General features: G+C 70.9%; 15 protein-coding genes. 6 read left to right on the forward strand and 9 right to left on the reverse strand.

Annotated elements, in window-relative coordinates:
* Positions 1-12: 12 nt before the first annotated feature.
* The 7 genes from ACYVLP_RS07135 to ACYVLP_RS07165 form a co-directional block, all read right to left on the reverse strand.
* Positions 13-417, reverse strand: coding sequence for a VOC family protein (locus ACYVLP_RS07135; protein ID WP_452270596.1), 405 nt, complete (start codon positions 415-417; stop codon positions 13-15).
* A gap of 52 nt (positions 418-469) precedes the next feature.
* Positions 470-2,011 (reverse strand): SDR family NAD(P)-dependent oxidoreductase, encoded by a 1,542-nt coding sequence (locus ACYVLP_RS07140; protein WP_460626638.1) that lies wholly within the window; start codon positions 2,009-2,011, stop codon positions 470-472.
* Entirely contained in the window at positions 2,008-3,564 is a 1,557-nt protein-coding gene (locus ACYVLP_RS07145) for a S1C family serine protease (protein WP_460626639.1), read from the reverse strand. Before ACYVLP_RS07145 ends, ACYVLP_RS07140 begins: the two co-directional genes overlap by 4 nt.
* Positions 3,565-3,672: 108 nt before the next feature.
* Entirely contained in the window at positions 3,673-5,163 is a 1,491-nt protein-coding gene (locus tag ACYVLP_RS07150; protein ID WP_460626640.1) for a sensor histidine kinase, read from the reverse strand.
* 13 nt (positions 5,164-5,176) lie between these two features.
* On the reverse strand, positions 5,177-5,899 hold the full coding sequence (locus ACYVLP_RS07155; protein WP_460626641.1) for a response regulator transcription factor: 723 nt from the start codon (positions 5,897-5,899) through the stop codon (positions 5,177-5,179).
* Positions 5,900-6,054: 155 nt separating this feature from the next.
* Entirely contained in the window at positions 6,055-6,231 is a 177-nt protein-coding gene (locus ACYVLP_RS07160) for a hypothetical protein (RefSeq protein WP_460626642.1), read from the reverse strand.
* Between the two features lie 69 nt (positions 6,232-6,300).
* The gene (locus ACYVLP_RS07165; protein WP_460626643.1) at positions 6,301-7,953 is read right to left on the reverse strand and encodes a DNA repair helicase XPB; all 1,653 of its coding nucleotides are present in this window, start codon (positions 7,951-7,953) and stop codon (positions 6,301-6,303) included.
* A 96-nt stretch (positions 7,954-8,049) separates the two neighbouring features.
* On the opposite strand from ACYVLP_RS07165, the gene ACYVLP_RS07170 reads away from it, so the two are divergent.
* Positions 8,050-8,982: a hydroxymethylglutaryl-CoA lyase gene (locus ACYVLP_RS07170; RefSeq protein WP_460626644.1), complete on the forward strand. Its 933-nt coding sequence runs from the start codon at positions 8,050-8,052 to the stop codon at positions 8,980-8,982.
* 116 nt (positions 8,983-9,098) lie between these two features.
* Here ACYVLP_RS07170 and ACYVLP_RS07175 read toward each other — a convergent pair whose 3' ends face one another.
* Entirely contained in the window at positions 9,099-11,501 is a 2,403-nt protein-coding gene (locus tag ACYVLP_RS07175) for a helicase-associated domain-containing protein (RefSeq protein ID WP_460626645.1), read from the reverse strand.
* Positions 11,502-11,553: 52 nt separating this feature from the next.
* Between ACYVLP_RS07175 and ACYVLP_RS07180 the strand changes: the two genes are divergently transcribed.
* From ACYVLP_RS07180 to ACYVLP_RS07190, 3 genes are all read left to right on the forward strand, one after another.
* Positions 11,554-12,495, forward strand: coding sequence for an aldose 1-epimerase family protein (locus ACYVLP_RS07180; RefSeq protein ID WP_460626646.1), 942 nt, complete (start codon positions 11,554-11,556; stop codon positions 12,493-12,495).
* A gap of 156 nt (positions 12,496-12,651) precedes the next feature.
* Entirely contained in the window at positions 12,652-13,047 is a 396-nt protein-coding gene (locus ACYVLP_RS07185; protein WP_460626647.1) for a cold-shock protein, read from the forward strand.
* Positions 13,048-13,052: 5 nt separating this feature from the next.
* Positions 13,053-13,895: a DUF3027 domain-containing protein gene (locus tag ACYVLP_RS07190; RefSeq protein ID WP_460626648.1), complete on the forward strand. Its 843-nt coding sequence runs from the start codon at positions 13,053-13,055 to the stop codon at positions 13,893-13,895.
* Between the two features lie 30 nt (positions 13,896-13,925).
* Here ACYVLP_RS07190 and ACYVLP_RS07195 read toward each other — a convergent pair whose 3' ends face one another.
* A complete protein-coding gene (locus tag ACYVLP_RS07195) occupies positions 13,926-14,186 on the reverse strand; it encodes a DUF2530 domain-containing protein (protein ID WP_460626649.1) in 261 nt (86 codons plus the stop codon).
* Between the two features lie 164 nt (positions 14,187-14,350).
* Between ACYVLP_RS07195 and ACYVLP_RS07200 the strand changes: the two genes are divergently transcribed.
* Positions 14,351-14,800: a MarR family winged helix-turn-helix transcriptional regulator gene (locus ACYVLP_RS07200; protein WP_452270583.1), complete on the forward strand. Its 450-nt coding sequence runs from the start codon at positions 14,351-14,353 to the stop codon at positions 14,798-14,800.
* Positions 14,797-16,083, forward strand: coding sequence for an MFS transporter (locus ACYVLP_RS07205; protein WP_460626650.1), 1,287 nt, complete (start codon positions 14,797-14,799; stop codon positions 16,081-16,083). The genes ACYVLP_RS07200 and ACYVLP_RS07205 overlap by 4 nt, the downstream gene beginning before the upstream one ends.
* The last annotated feature ends 151 nt before the right edge of the window (positions 16,084-16,234 follow it).

Genomic DNA, 16,234 nt, shown 5'->3' on the forward strand with positions numbered 1-16,234 from the left:
GAGCCTGCGGCGTCAAAGGTCGTATGCCGTGGTGTGCCGCGGCTCGTACAGCATGATGTCGTCGGCGCTGGGGACGGCCATCATCACGCAGAGGCCGAAGCCGCGATCCACCGGTTCGTCGGTGAACGTCGCGCCGCGCGAGGCGAGCTCGGCCATCGTCGAGCTGAGATCGTCGCAGACGAGCGACATCGCGTGGTGCCGGGGGGAGCTCCAGCCCGAGCCCTCGGGGCCTCGCGTCGGGTGGACGCCGACCTCGCTCGGCCCGGTCTGGAAGATGAGCCACGCGTCCGAGCCAGAAGCGCCCTCGTCGGTGGACCCGGTGTCGCTCACGAAGCGCCACTGCAGCACGTCGCGGAAGAAGGCGCGGGTCGCAGCGGCGTCGTCGGAGTAGATGAGGTTGTGCACCGCGGTGATCATGCTCTGGACGTTAGCCGGTGCCGGGCTTTCTGTGGATAGCCTCGGCCGCCCGTCACCAGGGGCTGGGCTCGTAGTCCTTGACGAAGCAGCCGTAGAGATCCTCGCCCGCCTCGCCGCGCACGATCGGATCGTAGACGCGTGCTGCGCCGTCGACGAGGTCCAGGGGCGCGTGCCAGCCTTCGGCCGCGATCCGCAGCTTGTCCTGGTGTGGCCGCTCGTCGGTGATCCAGCCGGTGTCGACGGCCGTCATGAGGATCCGGTCCGAGTCGAACATCTCCCCGGCGCTGGTCCGGGTCAGCATGTTGAGCGCCGCCTTGGCCATGTTCGTGTGCGGGTGGCCGGGACCCTTGTAGCGCCGGGAGAACTGGCCCTCCATCGCGGACACGTTGACGACATACGCGCGACGCGCTCCGGCTGCCACGGCGGCGCGCATCGCCGGCCGCAGGCGGGAGATGAGGATGAACGGCGCCGTCGAGTTGCAGAGCTGCACCTCCAGCAGCTCGAGCGGGTCGACCTCCTCGACCTTCTGGGTCCACGAGTTGGTGCGCTGGAGATCGGGCAGCAGCCCGCCGGCGTCCACTGCAGACCCGTCGAGGTGTGCTGCCAGGCTCGCGTGCCCCGCGACCAGGGCCTGGCCGGTGAGCGCGAGAGCTGCCATCGAGGCCGCCGAGTGTGCGGCCGCGTCTCGCGCCGGCTCCCCGTCATGGTGGGCGACCGCATGGTGCTCGAGCGCTCCGGCGATCGCGGCCGGGTGTGCCTCGCTGACCCGGTCGAAGGTGACCATCTCCGGAAGCGGTATGCCGTCGGGCAGCGGCGCCGACTCGGCCGCGACGAGGTGGCCGTACGCGCCGGGGGAGCGCCGCACCGTCTGCGCTGCGTTGTTGACGAGGATGTCGAGCGGGCCGGCGGCCGCGACCTCGTCCGCCAGGGCCACCACCTGCGTCGGGTCGCGAAGGTCGACTCCGACGATCTTGAGCCGGTCGATCCAGTCCGCGCTGTCCTCCATCGACGCGAACCGCCGCATCGCGTCCTTGGGGAACCGCGTCGTGACCGTCGTGTGGGCCCCGTCGCGCAGCAGCCGCAACGCGATGTACATCCCGATCTTGGCGCGCCCGCCGGTGAGCAGGGCCCGCTTGCCGGTGAGATCGGTCCGCTGGTCGCGCTTGGCATGCGACAGTGCAGCGCAGTCCGGGCACAGCCAGTGGTAGAAGGCGTCGACCAGCGTGTAGTCCGCCTTGCACACGTAGCAGCCCCGGGCGTTGATGAGCACCCCCGCGTGCGCGCCGGTTGCGTTGGACGCCAAGGGAATCCCGCGCGTCTCGTCGTCGATCCGCATCGGTGACCCAGTCGCCGTGGACTCCAGGACCGTCCGGTCGGCCTTGCGCTCGGCCCACGTCTTCGCGGTGCGCCGGTTCTTCTTGAGCCGCTTGTACATCAGCGATGCTGCCCGCTTGAGCGTCTCGTAGTCGGGGTCGTCATCCGGCAGGTCGGGCACGACGGCGAGCACGCGCAGTGCGGTCTCGACGTCCCGTGGGTCGAGCCGGTCCAGGGTCGGAACGTCGAGGTCGGTCGCGCGGAGGAGCTGCTGGGTCACCGGAGCAGCGTACGGGCCGACGTCGGGTGGAGGTGATTCGTCGCCCGATGCACCGACTCAGAACCTCGACCCGAATACCTCGAACCGGGCGAGCGATGCCGGGCCAGACAGACGTATGCCGCCGGGTCCCTCGCGGTCCGGCCACCGGGGAGGGTGTGGCCGGCCGGGAGGTGACCCTGCGGCATACGGGTCGGGCTGCCTCCGGCAGGAGGCGGCGGGTCAGTTGGACGTGCTGGGCTTGACCGCGAGCGTGACCTGGACCTCCTGGCGCTTGCCGTCGCGCAGGNCTGGACCTCCTGGCGCTTGCCGTCGCGCAGGACCGTCAGGGTCACCTTGTCGCCGGCGGTGCGCTCGCGCACCTGGGCGACGAGCGCGGTCGAGGAGTCGACCGGGTTGCCGTCGACGGCGATGACGACGTCGCCTTCCTTCAGGCCGGCGTTGGCGGCCGGGGTCCCGGAGGTCACGGCGGCGATCTGGGCGCCGGCGCGCTTGGCGGAGCCGTCCTGGGCGACCGTGTCGCGGGTCGAGACGCCGAGGAAGGCGTGCTCGGCCTTGCCGCTCTTGATCAGCTGGTCAGCGATCGACTTGGCCTCCTTGACCGGGATCGCGAAGCCGATGCCGATGTTGCCGCTCTGACCGCCGCTGCCCGAGCCGAGCGATGCGATCGAGCTGTTGATGCCGATGAGCTCACCCTTGGCGTTGACGAGCGCGCCACCGGAGTTGCCGGGGTTGATCGCGGCGGACGTCTGGATCGCGTTGGTGACGACAGTGTCAGCGGCCGAGCCGTTGCTGCCCTGCTGCTGGCCGAACGGGTCCTGCTGTTGCTGCTGCTGCTCCGGGGCCGTTGACACGGGGCGGTCCAGCGCGCTGACGATGCCGGTGGTGACGGTGCCGGACAGGCCGAGCGGGTTGCCCACGGCCATGACCGGGTCGCCGACGACGAGTCCATCGGAGTTGCCGAGGGAGATCGGGGTGATGTCGCTCGGGACCGAGGAGAGCTTGATCACGGCGAGGTCGGTCGACGGGTCGGTGCCCACGACGGTCGCGTTGTAGGTGCGCCCGTCGGCAAGGGTGACGGTGATCGCGCCGTTGCCGCTCGCGCCCTCGACGACGTGGTTGTTCGTCAGGATGTGACCCTGCTTGTCGTAGATGACACCTGAGCCGGCGGCCTCACCCTGCTGCATGGTGACGTTGATCGACACGACGCTCGGGCCAACGGCCTTGGCGACCGCGGTCCAGTCAGGGCTCGTGGCGCTGCCCTGGTTCACGGTCGGCGAGGTCTGCTGGTTGTTCGTCGACGTCGCAGTGGGGGTGGTGTTGACGGAGGTGTTCTGGTCGCTCAGCTGGATGGCGGCATACGTGCCACCGCTCGCGAGCGCGGCTGCGAGCAGCGCGGTGACCGCGGTCTGGCCGATGCGACGGTCCTTGCGCGGAGGCTTGGGGCCGCCCTGGAACGTCGGCGGCACCGGGGGCGCCGGCGGGGTCGGCGGAGCCGACTGGCTGTAGTAGTTGCCCTGCGGGATCTGCTGGGTGTGGTCCGGTGCCAGGGTCATGGCTCCTCCTCGTTCGGTCTCTTGGTAGCCATGACATCGGCCGAGTTTTGGACGGCGTTGTGGCCTTCCTAAGAATCGGCTGTGCGATCCGAGAGAAGACTCAGAGCCTCAGATCGGCTTGGCGCGGTTGGCTGCCGACGGCTGCATCGGCAGCTCGACGACGAAGGTGGCGCCTCCACCGGGAGTGTCCTGCACGCGCACCCGGCCGCCGTGGGCTTCGACGATCGCATGCACGATCGCCAGGCCCAGTCCGTTGCCGCCGCCCTTGCCGCGGCTGCGTGACCAGTCGGCTCGGTAGAAGCGCTCGAACACGGTGTCGCGGTCCTTCTCGGGAATTCCGTGCCCGTGGTCGCGGACGTGCAGCGCCACGTGTCCGACGTCGACCCGCCCCACGAGGATCTCGACCGGGCTCCCTGCCGGGGTGTGCACGCGCGCGTTGGTGACGAGGTTGGTGACGACCTGCCGCAGCTGGCGCTCGTCGGCCTTCAGCTCGGTCGGCTCGATGGGTCCGTGGATGCCGGTCGCCGTCACATGGCGGGCCGGCGAGATCGTCCGGGCGTCCTGCGCGGCGTCTGCGGCCAGCACCGCGAGGTCGACGGTCTGCAGCTCGAGCGGGCGCTCGCCATCGAGGCGGGCGAGGGTGAGCAGGTCCTCGACGAGGCCGCTCATCCGGTGGCTCTCGGACTCGATCCGGCCCATCGCCCCGGTCACGGAGTCAGCCGTCGGCAGCGCACCCTGGCGGTACAGCTCGGCGTAGCCGGACACGGCGGCGAGCGGCGTGCGCAGCTCGTGCGAGGCGTCGGCGATGAACCGCCGCATCTTGGCCTCGTTGGCCTCCCGGACAGCGAAGCTCTGCTCGATCCGGGACAGCATCGCGTTGAGCGAGCGCGACAGGGAGGCGACCTCGTCGTTGGTCGCGGGCACCTCGACACGCCGGGTCAGGTCGCCCGCGGCGATCTGCGCGGCGGTGTCCTCGATCGTGGTCAACGGCCGGAAGGTGCGGCGCACGAGGTACCACCCGAGCACCGCGCTCGCGAGCAGCGCCACGGCGCCGATGGCGGTGGCATAGAGCAGGAACCGGCTGACCGTGGCGTCGAGCGGCCGAAGCGGCAGGGCCACGGAGATGATGTCGGTCTTCTTCCCGTTGAGCTCCGACAGTGCCAGCCACTGGCCCTCGCCACCCACGGACGGCACCTCGAAGGGCTTCCGGTCCCTGATGTGGGAGTCGGTGACCGGCAGCTTCGGGATCTTGGCGCTGTCGCGCTCCAGCACAGAGCGACCGAGCGCGGTGACGGAACCGGTCTTGATGTTGACGATCCGCCCGATGAAGCCGGTGGGCACGTTGGAGCCACCGTCGCCGAGGTCGCCGGGGTCGATGGCCGACAGGCTGCTGGCGTAGACCCCCAGCTCCTGCTCCAGCTGGTTGTGCAGGTAGCTGCGCAGCAGCGCGCTCACGACGAGGGCGGTGGTGACGAGTGCGACGAGGATGAGCCCGAGGGCGACGCCGAGCAGGCGCCAGCGCAGCGGTAGAGCGCGCATGCGGCGCGGGAGCGTTCGGAGCCGGCGGGGTGTCCTGCCGATCCCCGTCGAGTCGGTCACGCGGTGGTCCGTTCTAGTTCGTCGTGAGCTCAGGAGGCACTCGAAGAACGTAACCCACTCCGCGCTTGGTGTGGATCAGAGAGGGGCCATCGGCGTCGATCTTGCGGCGCAGGTAGGAGATGTAGGACTCGACGATGCCCGACTCGCCGCGGAAGTCGTAGTCCCACACATGGTCGAGGATCTGCAGCTTGGACAGCACGCGGTTCGGGTTGAGCAACAGGTAGCGCAGCAGCTTGAACTCGGTGGGCGACAGGTCGATGACCCGGCCGCCGCGCCGCACCTCGTGGGAGTCCTCGTTGAGCTCGAGGTCGTGGAAGCGCAGGGTCGCACCCTCGTCGGCGGTGCCGCGCGTGCGGCGGAGGACGGCCCGGATGCGGGCGATGACCTCCTCGAGGCTGAACGGCTTGGTGACGTAGTCGTCGCCGCCGACGGTCAGGCCCTGGATCTTGTCGCCCGTGGCATCGCGGGCGGTGACGAAGACGATGGGCTGCTGCCGCCCGCGGTCGCGCAGGCGACGGGTCACCTCGAAGCCGTCGACATCCGGAAGCATGACGTCGAGCACGACGAGGTCGGGCTCGGACTCCTCGGCCAGCGCCAGGGCGGTCGTGCCGTCGCCGGCCGTCTCGACCTCGAACCCGGCGAAGCGCAGGGAGGTCGCGAGCAGCTCGCGGATGTTCGGCTCGTCCTCGACCACGAGCAGTCGAGCCTCGGGCAGCGTTGCTGTCTGGGTGTCCACATCAACAGTGTCGGCGCGTTCGCTGGGAGTTTGCTGGAAACCGCGTCACAGTCTCCTCTGAGCGCTTCTTCAGGCGCCGCCCAGCCCGTCCGGGGGTACGACAAAGCCCCCGTCCCGACGGCGTCGAGGGCGGGGGCGAGACGGTCGCAACGAGCTCAGCGGCGGCGGGCCTTCTTCAGGGCCTTCTTGAAGTCCTGCTTGCACATCGAGGCGCAGTCCTGCTTGCACAGCCGGTGGACCACCACGGGGCACTTGAGGCACCGGGTGTCCTTCTTGCAGCACTTGGACTTCGGCTTGATCTTCGCCACGTCCTTGGCCTTGAGCTTGCTCACGTCAGGAAGGGTAATTAGGTAAGGGTTGCCTTGCCTAATTGAGTCGCAGGATGAGACAGGTGACCTCGGTCACAGGTCGTCGGCGTCGACGATCCGGTAGGCGTACCCCTGCTCGGCCAGGAACCGCTGACGATGCGCGGCGAAGTCGGCGTCGACGGTGTCGCGCGACACGACCGTGTAGAAGTGCGCCGTCCGTCCGTCGCCCTTGGGCCGCAGCACCCGGCCGAGCCGCTGGGCCTCCTCCTGACGAGAGCCGAACGTGCCGCTGATCTGGATCGCGACGCTCGCCTCGGGCAGGTCGATCGAGAAGTTCGCCACCTTGCTCACGACCAGCCGGTCGATCTCGCCGGTCCGGAACGCGTCGTAGAGCCGCTGCCGCTCGCGGACAGTCGTCTCGCCGGTGATGACGTCGGCGCCGAGCAGCTCGGCGACCTCGTGAAGCTGGTCGAGGTACTGACCGATGACCAGCGTCGGCTCACCCGTATGCCGGGTGGCCAGCTTCTCGACGACGGGCAGCTTCGCGTCCGAGCACGACGCGAGCCGGTACCGGTCGTCCGGCTCGGCGGTCGCGTACGTCATCCGCTGGCCGTCCGGAAGGCTGACCCGCACCTCGACGCAGTCGGCGGGCGCGATGTACCCCTGTGACTCGATGTCCTTCCAGGGCGCGTCGAACCGCTTGGGGCCGATGAGGCTGAAGACGTCGGCCTCCCGCCCGTCCTCACGCACGAGAGTGGCGGTGAGCCCGAGGCGGCGCCGGGCCTGCAGGTCCGCGGTCATCCGGAAGATCGGCGCGGGCAGCAGGTGGACCTCGTCGTAGACGATGAGGCCCCAGTCGCGGGCGTCGAGCAGGTCGAGGTGGGCGTAGGCGCCCTTCCGCTTCGTCGTCAGCACCTGGTAGGTCGCGATGGTGACCGGTCGAATCTCCTTGCGGGCACCGGAGTACTCCCCGATCTCCTCCTCGGTGAGCGTCGTGCGGCGCAGCAGCTCGTCCTTCCACTGCCGGGCGCTGACGGTGTTGGTGACGAGGATCAGCGTCGTCGACTTCGCCTCGGCCATGGCCCCGGCGCCGACGAGCGTCTTGCCGGCGCCGCAGGGCAGGACGACGACACCCGACCCGCCGTGCCAGAAGCCGTCGACGGCCTGCTGCTGGTAGGGCCGCAGGCTCCAGCCGCTCTCGTCGAGCGCGATCGGGTGAGCCTCGCCGTCGACATAGCCGGCGAGGTCCTCGGCGGGCCAGCCGACCTTGAGCAGCTCCTGCTTGAGGGTGCCGCGCTCGCTCGGGTGGACCACGACGGCGAGGTCGTCGATGCGGGCACCGGTGAGCGGCTTGATCTTCTTGTGCCGCAGCACCTCCTCGAGCACCGGGCGGTCGGTCGTCCGCAGCACGAGCCGCGTGCCCTCCGGCGAGTCGGCGAAACCCTCCTTCTCGAGGGTGAGCCGGCCGTAACGGTCCATCGTGTCGGCCACGTCGACGAGCAGGGAGTGCGGGACGGCATACCTGCTGTAGGTCATCAGCGCGTCGACTACCTGCTCGGCGTCGTGCCCGGCCGCGCGCGCGTTCCAGAGGCCGAGCGGCGTGATCCGGTAGGTGTGGACGTGCTCGGGCGCGCGCTCCAGCTCGGCGAACGGGGCGATCGCACGTCGCGCCTGCTCGGCCTGGGCATGGTCGACCTCGAGGAGCAGCGTCTTGTCGCTCTGGACAATGAGGGGTCCGTCGTTCATCGTTCAGGACCAACCGTCGTCAGGCCCGCAGGATTCCCGCCTGCCCTGTGTCGCACGTCCTAGGGGTCGTCGGCTCACGCCTGTCAGTATGGGCGAATGCGATCCCCACAGGTCGAGGTGGCAGCGGGGCTGCCCGAGAGCGTGACCATCTACGAGGTGGGTCCGCGCGACGGCCTGCAGAACGAGAAGACCGTCGTACCGGCCGAGACGAAGGTCGAGTTCATCCGGCGCCTCGAGGCGGCCGGGCTCGGCACGATCGAGACGACATCGTTCGTCCCGGCCTCGTGGGTGCCCCAGATGGGTGACGCCGAGGAGGTCCTGGCCGCCCTCGGCCCCGACGGCGTCGGGCCGTCCCGTCCCGCCCTGGTGCCCAACGAGCGGGGTCTGGACCGGGCCGAGGCCCTGGGGCTGCGCGCCATCGCCATCTTCGGGTCCGCGACCGAGACGTTCGCCCAGAAGAACCTCAACCGGTCCGTCGACGAGCAGTACGCGATGTTCGAGCCGGTCGTGAAGCGGGCGCTCGCCGACGGCACGTGGGTGCGCGCCTACGTCTCGATGTGCTTCGGCGACCCGTGGGAGGGACCGGTGCCCGTCGAGCAGGTCGTCGACGTCGCCGAGCGCCTGATGGACCTCGGCTGCGCCCAGCTGAGCCTCGGCGACACCATCGGCGTCGGCACCACCGGTCACGTGCACCGGCTGCTCGACGCGCTCGGACGGCGTGGCATCGGCACCGAGCGCATCGCGGTGCACTTCCACGACACGTACGGCCAGGCCCTGGCCAACACGATGGCGGCCCTCGCCGACGGCGTCTCCGTCGTCGACTCGTCGGCGGGCGGCCTCGGTGGCTGCCCGTATGCCAAGTCGGCGACCGGCAACCTCGCCACGGAGGACCTGGTCTGGGCGCTGCACGGCGCAGGCGTGCGGACCGGCGTCGACCTCGAGTCGCTCGTCGAGACGAGCAGGTGGATGGCCGAGCAGCTCGGCCGCCCCTCGCCGAGCAACGTCGTCAAGGCGCTCGCCGGATCCTGATCCGCGGCGTCCCCGCAACACACCCGGAAGTTGTCAACCAGTCCCGGTTGCAACTGTGGTGCGCTGACGGTTTCCGGGTGTGTTGCGGGTATCCCGGGGGTTGCGGGGTCGGTCCGTCAGGAGCCGCTGTCGAGCGTGGCGCCGGTGATCCGGTGCACGGAGTACAACCGCTCGTGGCCGGACTCGTCGAGGGCGCGCACCCGGCCCCCGTCGACCTGTCTCGGGTGGATCAGGTGCCGGGTTGTGGCACCGTGCGCGTCGGAGTAGCCGATCCACACGCCATGCCGGTCGGCCACGGCCTCGCGCAGCAGCGACAGCGTGACGACCGGGTCCATCGCCTGGATGCGAGGCCCGGGGCGTGACTCCTCCTCCGCACGCCGCTCGGCCGCCGTGGCCTCGGCGGCACGAAGACCCGTGACGAGCGACTGCGTGAAGGCGCGGTCGACGGGGGTGACCGTGGGGCCGGGTCCGCGCCGCCGTGCCCCGGCCCGGCGCCGTGGCGTCTCGGCGTGGACGACCGCACCGTCCTGGCCCTCGTGCACGGGAGCGAACCCGGCGTCGCGCAGCACCTCCACGATGACCCGCGGGTCGGCCGAGGAGACGAGCACCGTCGGGGCGATCCGCCGCAGGCGCAAGGCGGCGAGGTCACGCGACGCGAGCATCGTGTCGAGCACTGACTCGTCGTCGGAGCGGATGTATGCCGCTGCGCCGCCGATGCGGGTCTGCCCGTGCTTGCGCGCGACGTCCGACACGAGGTACTCGAGGGGCTGGGGGACCGGCGTCCGGCTGGACCGGCGCACCGTGTCGGTGAACTCGGCCGCCGTCCAGCCGGCGTCGAGGGCGCGCCGCACCGACTCGGGTGTGAACCGGTAGACGGTGGCCCCGCCCCGGGACTCGACCTCGGCCGCGAGCCGCATGAACGACCCGAGGCTGCCGACGAGCGGGCCGGGCGCGACAGCGGTGAGGTCGGCCTGGACGAGGATGTGGTCGACGGGCGCCGGGAGATGCTCGGACATCGCCGCGGCGACGACCTCGACCTGCGGCATTCTCGGCGCCGGTGTTTCCACGAGGCCACTCGACGGTGTCGCCGCCCTCTGATCGAGCGGCGGGGCTGCTGTGGCGGGGCGGCCACTCGAGGGGGTGGGGGGCGTCGGGGCGGAAGGCGTCCTGGATCCGATGAGGGCACGTCCAGGGCTCGACAGGGCGCCGCGACCGGTCACGCCGAGCCACTCCGCTTCCCTGAGGACGGCGTCGACGGCCTCGTCGAGCACGTCGGTGGGGCGGTTCGGGCGCCGCCAGGCGAGCCGCTCGCGCAGCGAGTCGACGGTCGGAGCATGGCCCGTCTCGAGCGCGGACAGCTCGGCCAGAACCTCGCGCCGCACTGCGCGGATGGCCGGCCACTGGACGTCGGGCCCGAGCGCGTTCGCCGGCCCGGTCCCGGTGGTCCGGTGCCCGACGAGGTGGGGGGCCCGGGTCGAACCGAGCCAGGCCACAGCGAGCGAGGCCCATCGGTGCCCGGCCTCGCTGCTCGACCACTCGTCGATCTCGGACGTGGGCGCCCACACGGGCACGACCTCGCCGTCGTCGGCGACGAGCCCTGCGGCATAAGCGATCTCGACGACGAACGCAGCGCGCTCCGCGCCGACGTCGAGGGCGGTCTGGGTCGCGCGGAAGTCCCGGACGGACAGCCCGCCCGCGCGCAGGACGCGTGGCGGGTCGGCCCCCCACGCGGCAGCGAGCTCGTCGACCTGCGTGAGGAACTCGCTGGCAGCGCCGCCCGCGGCCGCGTCGACGAGCGACACCGCTCGCGACTCGACCGCCGGCGGCGTGAGCTGGGTCGAGCGGTGCAGCCGGCCGCCGCGCAGCGCCAGCCCGATCTCGCGCGGCAGGGCGACCCGGTCGGAGGAGACCGGGACGAGCAGGTGGTGCTCGAGCAGCCATCGCGCGCTCGTGCGCCCCGCGGGTGCGGTCGGGAGCACGCCGAACGGTGGCCCCCACGTCATGCGCTCGAGCATCGCGCGCGAGTCCTGCGGCGCGCCCTCGATCGTGGCCAGCACCTCGTCGCGGTCCGCGTGCTGCGGCACGAGCGACGAGCGCAGCTCGCGCATCGGTGCCCCGAGGCCGGCGACGCTCGAACCCAGCACCTCGGGCACCGTGCGCACGACATGTGAGCCGTCGGCGCTGCGCCACAGCAGTGCCCAACGCCACAGGTCGTCGACGAGGAGATCGACCGTGCTGGCCCGCTCATCTGTGGGGGCGGCGCCGAGCAGGCTCAGCAGGGCAGCAGGCGCTGCCGCGTCGCCCGCGACGACGAGGGCCTCGAGCACCTGTAGGTGGCCACGGTCGAGCGCCTCCACCGCACGCTGCACGCTGGCGCGAGTGCCCGCGCGCGCCGCGAGGCTCGTCAGGTCGGCCGGCGCCGGGCGCGCGAGATCGGGCCGCGAGAGGACGAGGTCGACGAGCTGGGCGTCACTGCGGCCGCGGATGTCGTCGGCGAGGCTCCGGCTCGAAGTGGCCATCTACCCAACCTAGTGCCCGAGCCGAACACGTCCTGGCGCTAGCGTGGTTCCCATGAGCGCGCTCTCGCCCGCCTCACCGGCAGACGCACACGCCGCATACCCGACCGGCCAGCAGTGGACGATCGGCTTCGGCCCCTACGAGGCGACCGTGGTCGAGGTCGGCGGCGGGCTGAGGAGCCTGACCCGCGACGGTGTCGACGTCGTCGCGGGGTATGCCGCCGACGAGCGGATCGTCTCCGGCCGAGGGCAACAGCTGATGCCGTGGCCCAACCGCATCCGCGACGGCAAGTACACCTTCGAGGGCCAGGACCACCAGCTCGCGCTCACCGAGCCCGCTGCGGGCAACGCCATCCACGGCCTCGTGCGCTGGGCACTGTGGGAGCCGGTCGAGATCGAGGACGAGGCCGTCACCGTCGGCTACCGGCTCCACCCGCAGCCGGGCTGGGACCACCACCTCGACCTTCGCACGACCTACGTCCTCGACGACTCCGGGCTCGTGGTCACCGCGGCGGCCCGCAACGTCGGCTCCGAGAGCGCGCCCTTCGGGTACGGCGCGCACCCCTACCTCGCCACCGGCGACGCCCTGTTGGCCGACGTGAGCATCCGCGTCCCGGCGGACGCGTTCGTCGAGGTCGACGAGCGGACGCTCCCGCGCGCGATCCGGCCGGTGGGCGGCACCGACTACGACTTCCGCGCCCTGCGCGCCGTGGGCGACGGCCGCCTCGACACGGCATACACCGACGTGCTCCGCGACGACGACGGGATGTGGCGCTGCACGGTGGCTGCCGGGGACCGCTCGACGACCCTGTGGGCCGACGCCGCCTTCGGCTGGCTGCAGGTGTTCACCGGCATCGCCGAGCGCCGCCTCGGCCAGGTCGGCGTCGCCGTCGAGCCGATGACATGCCCCGCCGACGCGTTCAACTCCGGAACCTCGCTGGTGGTGCTCGAGCCCGGGCAGGAGTGGACCGGCACGTGGGGGATCACGACCGCCTGACCTCGCCAGCTACGTCGACCGCCACCTCGTGGGTGCCGGGCTCCGCGCGAGCGGGAATCCGGCTTGCGCTGAGCCGTTAGGCTTGAGCCGAGCGCAAGGAGCGCCATCGAGTCGCGCCGTCACCCGGACGACCGACGATCGACAACGAGGTGGACAGTGCCGACTGGCAAGGTCAGGTTCTACGACGCGGACAAGGGCTTCGGATTCATCTCCGAGGACGACGGCGCCGACGTCTTCCTGCACGCGAACGCCCTTCCCGCGGGCGTGACGACCCTGAAGAAGGGCGCGCGTGTCGAGTTCGGGATCGTCGAGGGCCGTCGCGGTGCCCAGGCCCTCTCGGTCAAGGTGCTCGACCCGGTCCAGTCCGTCGCCGCCAACCGTCGCGAGCGTGACCGCAAGTCGCCCGAGGAGCTCGTCATCATCATCGAGGACGTCGTCCAGCTGCTCGACGCCGTCGGCAACAACCTTCGCAAGGGCCGCCGCGCGGACCGCAAGCAGAGCACTGCCGTCGCGCGGGCGCTGCGAGGTCTGGCCGACGAGCTGGAGAGCTGACCCGGATGACCACCGCCGCGCCGAAGTCGGACAGCGTGCTGCTGGCCGCCACTGACCTCGCCCGCACCGCGCTCGACGAGGTCGCGGAGCCAGGCACGGTCGGCGCACACCTCGGCATGGACCTGCTCGAGGAGCGCCTGGCCATGCACTGGTTCGAGTGCACGTCGCCGGGCTACCGCGGCTGGCGCTGGGGTGTCTCGGTGGCCCGCGTGCCGCGCGCCAAGCTCGCGACCGTCTGCGAGACGAACCTGCTGCCGGGCCCGGACGCGCTGCTCGCCCCCGAGTGGCTCCCGTATGCCGACCGGCTGGCTCCCGGGGACCTCGGCGCCGGCGACGTGCTGCCCTACCGGCCGGTCGACCCGTTCCTCGAGCAGGGTTTCGAGGCGACCGGCGACGAGGACGTCGACCAGATGGCCTTCTTCGAGCTCGGGCTCGGCAGGCCGCGGGTGCTGTCAGCCGAGGGGCGCGAGGACGCCGCGACCCGGTGGTATGCCGGTGACGGGGGTCCGACCTCCGAGGTGTCGGTCAAGGCGACGGCCCGGTGCTCGACATGTGGCTACTTCGTGCCGATGGCAGGCGCGCTCCGTCCGGTGTTCGGCGTGTGCGCCAACGAGTGGAGCCCGTCCGATGGCCGCGTGGTCAGCCTGGACCACGGGTGCGGTGCCCACTCGGAGACCGATCTCGAGGCTCCGGAGCCGTCGTCGGTCGGCGACCCGATCGTCGACGAGTTCGCCGTCGATCTCGAGCCGGTTCTGGCTGAGGCCGAGGAGACCAAGGCCGACGTGACGGAGCCCGAGGCCCGCGAGCCCGAGGCGAGCGAGCCCGAGGAAGACCCCGAGTCCGTCTGACGTCAGCGCGTCAGGCTGAGCCGTCCGGGGTCAGCCGGCGCCCTTGGCGTTGCCGCGGCCTCGCCAGAGGTAGACCCAGCCGATCGCCCCGAGCACCAGCCCGGCGATACATACCTGAGGCCACCACGACTTGTCGCCCTCGTGCAGCGAGGGCACGAGCAGGACGACGACCAGGGCCACGAGCCACACGAGCATGCCGATCTCGACGATCCGGCGCATCGGCACCGGTAGCGGCGCGATCGGCTCCGCAGCCGTCGGCGCAGCGTCGTCGGGGGTCGTCTCGTCGGTCACCTGGACAGCCTAGGGTCTCGATCCCGTATGCCGTGCACGCACCCTCCCGTGCTGGGTGGGGCCCTTGACGGCATACCAGGGGGTCGGTGGACGAGACGCCGGAATAGTTAGCAGAAGTAATGAGTTAAGGTAACTATCACCGACAGCACTTCTGAGGACTACCCATGCGTACCAAGACTGCGAGCCCGTCGCTCACCCGCTCCGAGCTCGTCTCCCTCGCCAACGACATCCGTCTGGCCTGTATGCGGATCTCCCGCCGAGTCCGCTTCGAGTCCGACGGCGAGCTCCCGCCGCACCAGTTCTCCGTGCTCTGCCGCCTCGAGGCCGCGCCGCGCACCAACAGTGAGCTCGCCGACATCGAGCGCGTCTCCGCGCCGAGCATGAAGCGCACCACCACGAGCCTCGTCGAGGGGGGCTACGTCGACCGCGCCGACGACCCGACCGATGGCCGGCAGGTCATCCTGTCGCTCTCGACCGAGGGTCGCCGCGCCATCAAGCGCATCCGCAAGCATCGCGACGAGTGGATGCTGTCGCGCTTCGAGCACCTGACCGACGAAGAGCGAGAGCTGCTCCAGCGCGCCGCCGACGTGCTGGCGAAGGTGGCCAGCGAATGAGCCCGACGTTCCACTCGCTCGCCATTCGCAACTACCGGATCTACGCCTCCGGAGCCATCGTCTCCAACACCGGCACCTGGATGGGGCGCGTCGCCCAGGACTGGCTGGTCCTCACCGTCCTGACGCCCCACTCGGCCACCGCGCTGGGCATCGTCACCGGCCTGCAGTTCCTGCCGTTCCTGCTGCTCGCGCCGTTCGCCGGAGTGCTCGTCGACCGGCTGCCCAAGCGGCAGCTGCTGTTCGCCACCCAGACGGCCCTGCTCGCGACGGCCTTGCTGCTCGCGGTGCTGACTGCCACCGGCGTCGTCCAGCTGTGGCATGTCTACGCGCTCGCCCTCATCCAGGGCGTCGCGACCGCCGTCGACAACCCGGCCCGGCAGACCTTCGTCTCGGAGATGGTCGACACCCCGCACCTGCCCAACGCCGTCGCGCTCAACAGTGCTTCGTTCAACCTGGGCCGGCTCATCGGGCCGGCCGTCGCCGGCCTCGTCATCGCGGCGTTCGGCATCGCCCCGGCCTTGTTCGTCAATGCCGGGACGTTCGTGTTCGTCCTCGCTGCGCTGCTGCTGATGAACGCGGCGGAGCTGACGCCGTCGCCTCGGGCTCGTGGGAAGGGCCAGCTCCGCGAAGGGCTGCGCTACGTCAAGGGCCGCCCCGACATCATCCTCGTCATGGTGCTCGTCTTCGTGCTGGGCACTTTCGGGATGAACTTCCAGGTCACCATGGCCCTGATGGCCACCAAGGTCTTCGACAAGGGCCCGGGCGAGTACGGCCTGCTCGGCTCGATCATGGCCGTCGGCTCGCTCACCGCGGCCCTGCTCGCCGCCCGCCGGGCCCGGCCACGCATGCGGGTCCTGCTGCTCGCCCTCGTCGGCTTCACGATCTCGACCGCCCTGCTCGCGACCGCGCCGAGCTACGCCCTGTTCGCCGTCTATCTCGTGCCGACCGGGCTCTCGGCGCTCACCGCGCTGACCACGGCGAACGCGATGGTGCAGGTCAGCGTCGACCCGATCATGCGCGGGCGTGTCATGGCCCTCTACATGGCGATCTTCATGGGTGGCACGCCGATCGGCGCACCGACGATCGGGTGGATCGGCGACACGCTCGGCCCGCGCTGGACGATCGGCATCGGCACGGTCGCGGTCGGGCTCAGCCTCGTCGCGGTGGCCCTGTGGTTCGCGTCCAGGGAGAATGTCGCAGTGACCATCCAGACCCAGCGCCGGCCGCGGCTGCGGATCCAGTTCGCCTCCGAGGTGCCCACCTCGCCCGAGGTCGCCAAGTGAGCTTCAAGTTCCGCAACCGCATCGTCGTCGGTGCGCTGGTCCTGTTCCTCGTGATCGCCGTCATCGCCGCCATCCGCAATCGCTGACCGGAGGCTCGTCCGTAAGATGGCGGCGTCAGCACGCCCGGTCTCGGGCCCTGTCAGACGGGGTC

The organism is Intrasporangium mesophilum (assembly GCF_054783095.1).

What these genes read in the sequence shown, in the direction of transcription:
- ACYVLP_RS07135 (WP_452270596.1), bottom strand. Translation starts at nt 417, where the DNA reads ATGATCACCGCGGTGCACAACCTCATCTACTCCGACGACGCCGCTGCG.
- ACYVLP_RS07165 (WP_460626643.1), bottom strand. Translation starts at nt 7,953, where the DNA reads ATGAACGACGGACCCCTCATTGTCCAGAGCGACAAGACGCTGCTCCTC.
- ACYVLP_RS07170 (WP_460626644.1), top strand. Translation starts at nt 8,050, where the DNA reads ATGCGATCCCCACAGGTCGAGGTGGCAGCGGGGCTGCCCGAGAGCGTG.
- ACYVLP_RS07175 (WP_460626645.1), bottom strand. Translation starts at nt 11,501, where the DNA reads ATGGCCACTTCGAGCCGGAGCCTCGCCGACGACATCCGCGGCCGCAGT.
- ACYVLP_RS07180 (WP_460626646.1), top strand. Translation starts at nt 11,554, where the DNA reads ATGAGCGCGCTCTCGCCCGCCTCACCGGCAGACGCACACGCCGCATAC.
- ACYVLP_RS07190 (WP_460626648.1), top strand. Translation starts at nt 13,053, where the DNA reads ATGACCACCGCCGCGCCGAAGTCGGACAGCGTGCTGCTGGCCGCCACT.
- ACYVLP_RS07200 (WP_452270583.1), top strand. Translation starts at nt 14,351, where the DNA reads ATGCGTACCAAGACTGCGAGCCCGTCGCTCACCCGCTCCGAGCTCGTC.
- ACYVLP_RS07205 (WP_460626650.1), top strand. Translation starts at nt 14,797, where the DNA reads ATGAGCCCGACGTTCCACTCGCTCGCCATTCGCAACTACCGGATCTAC.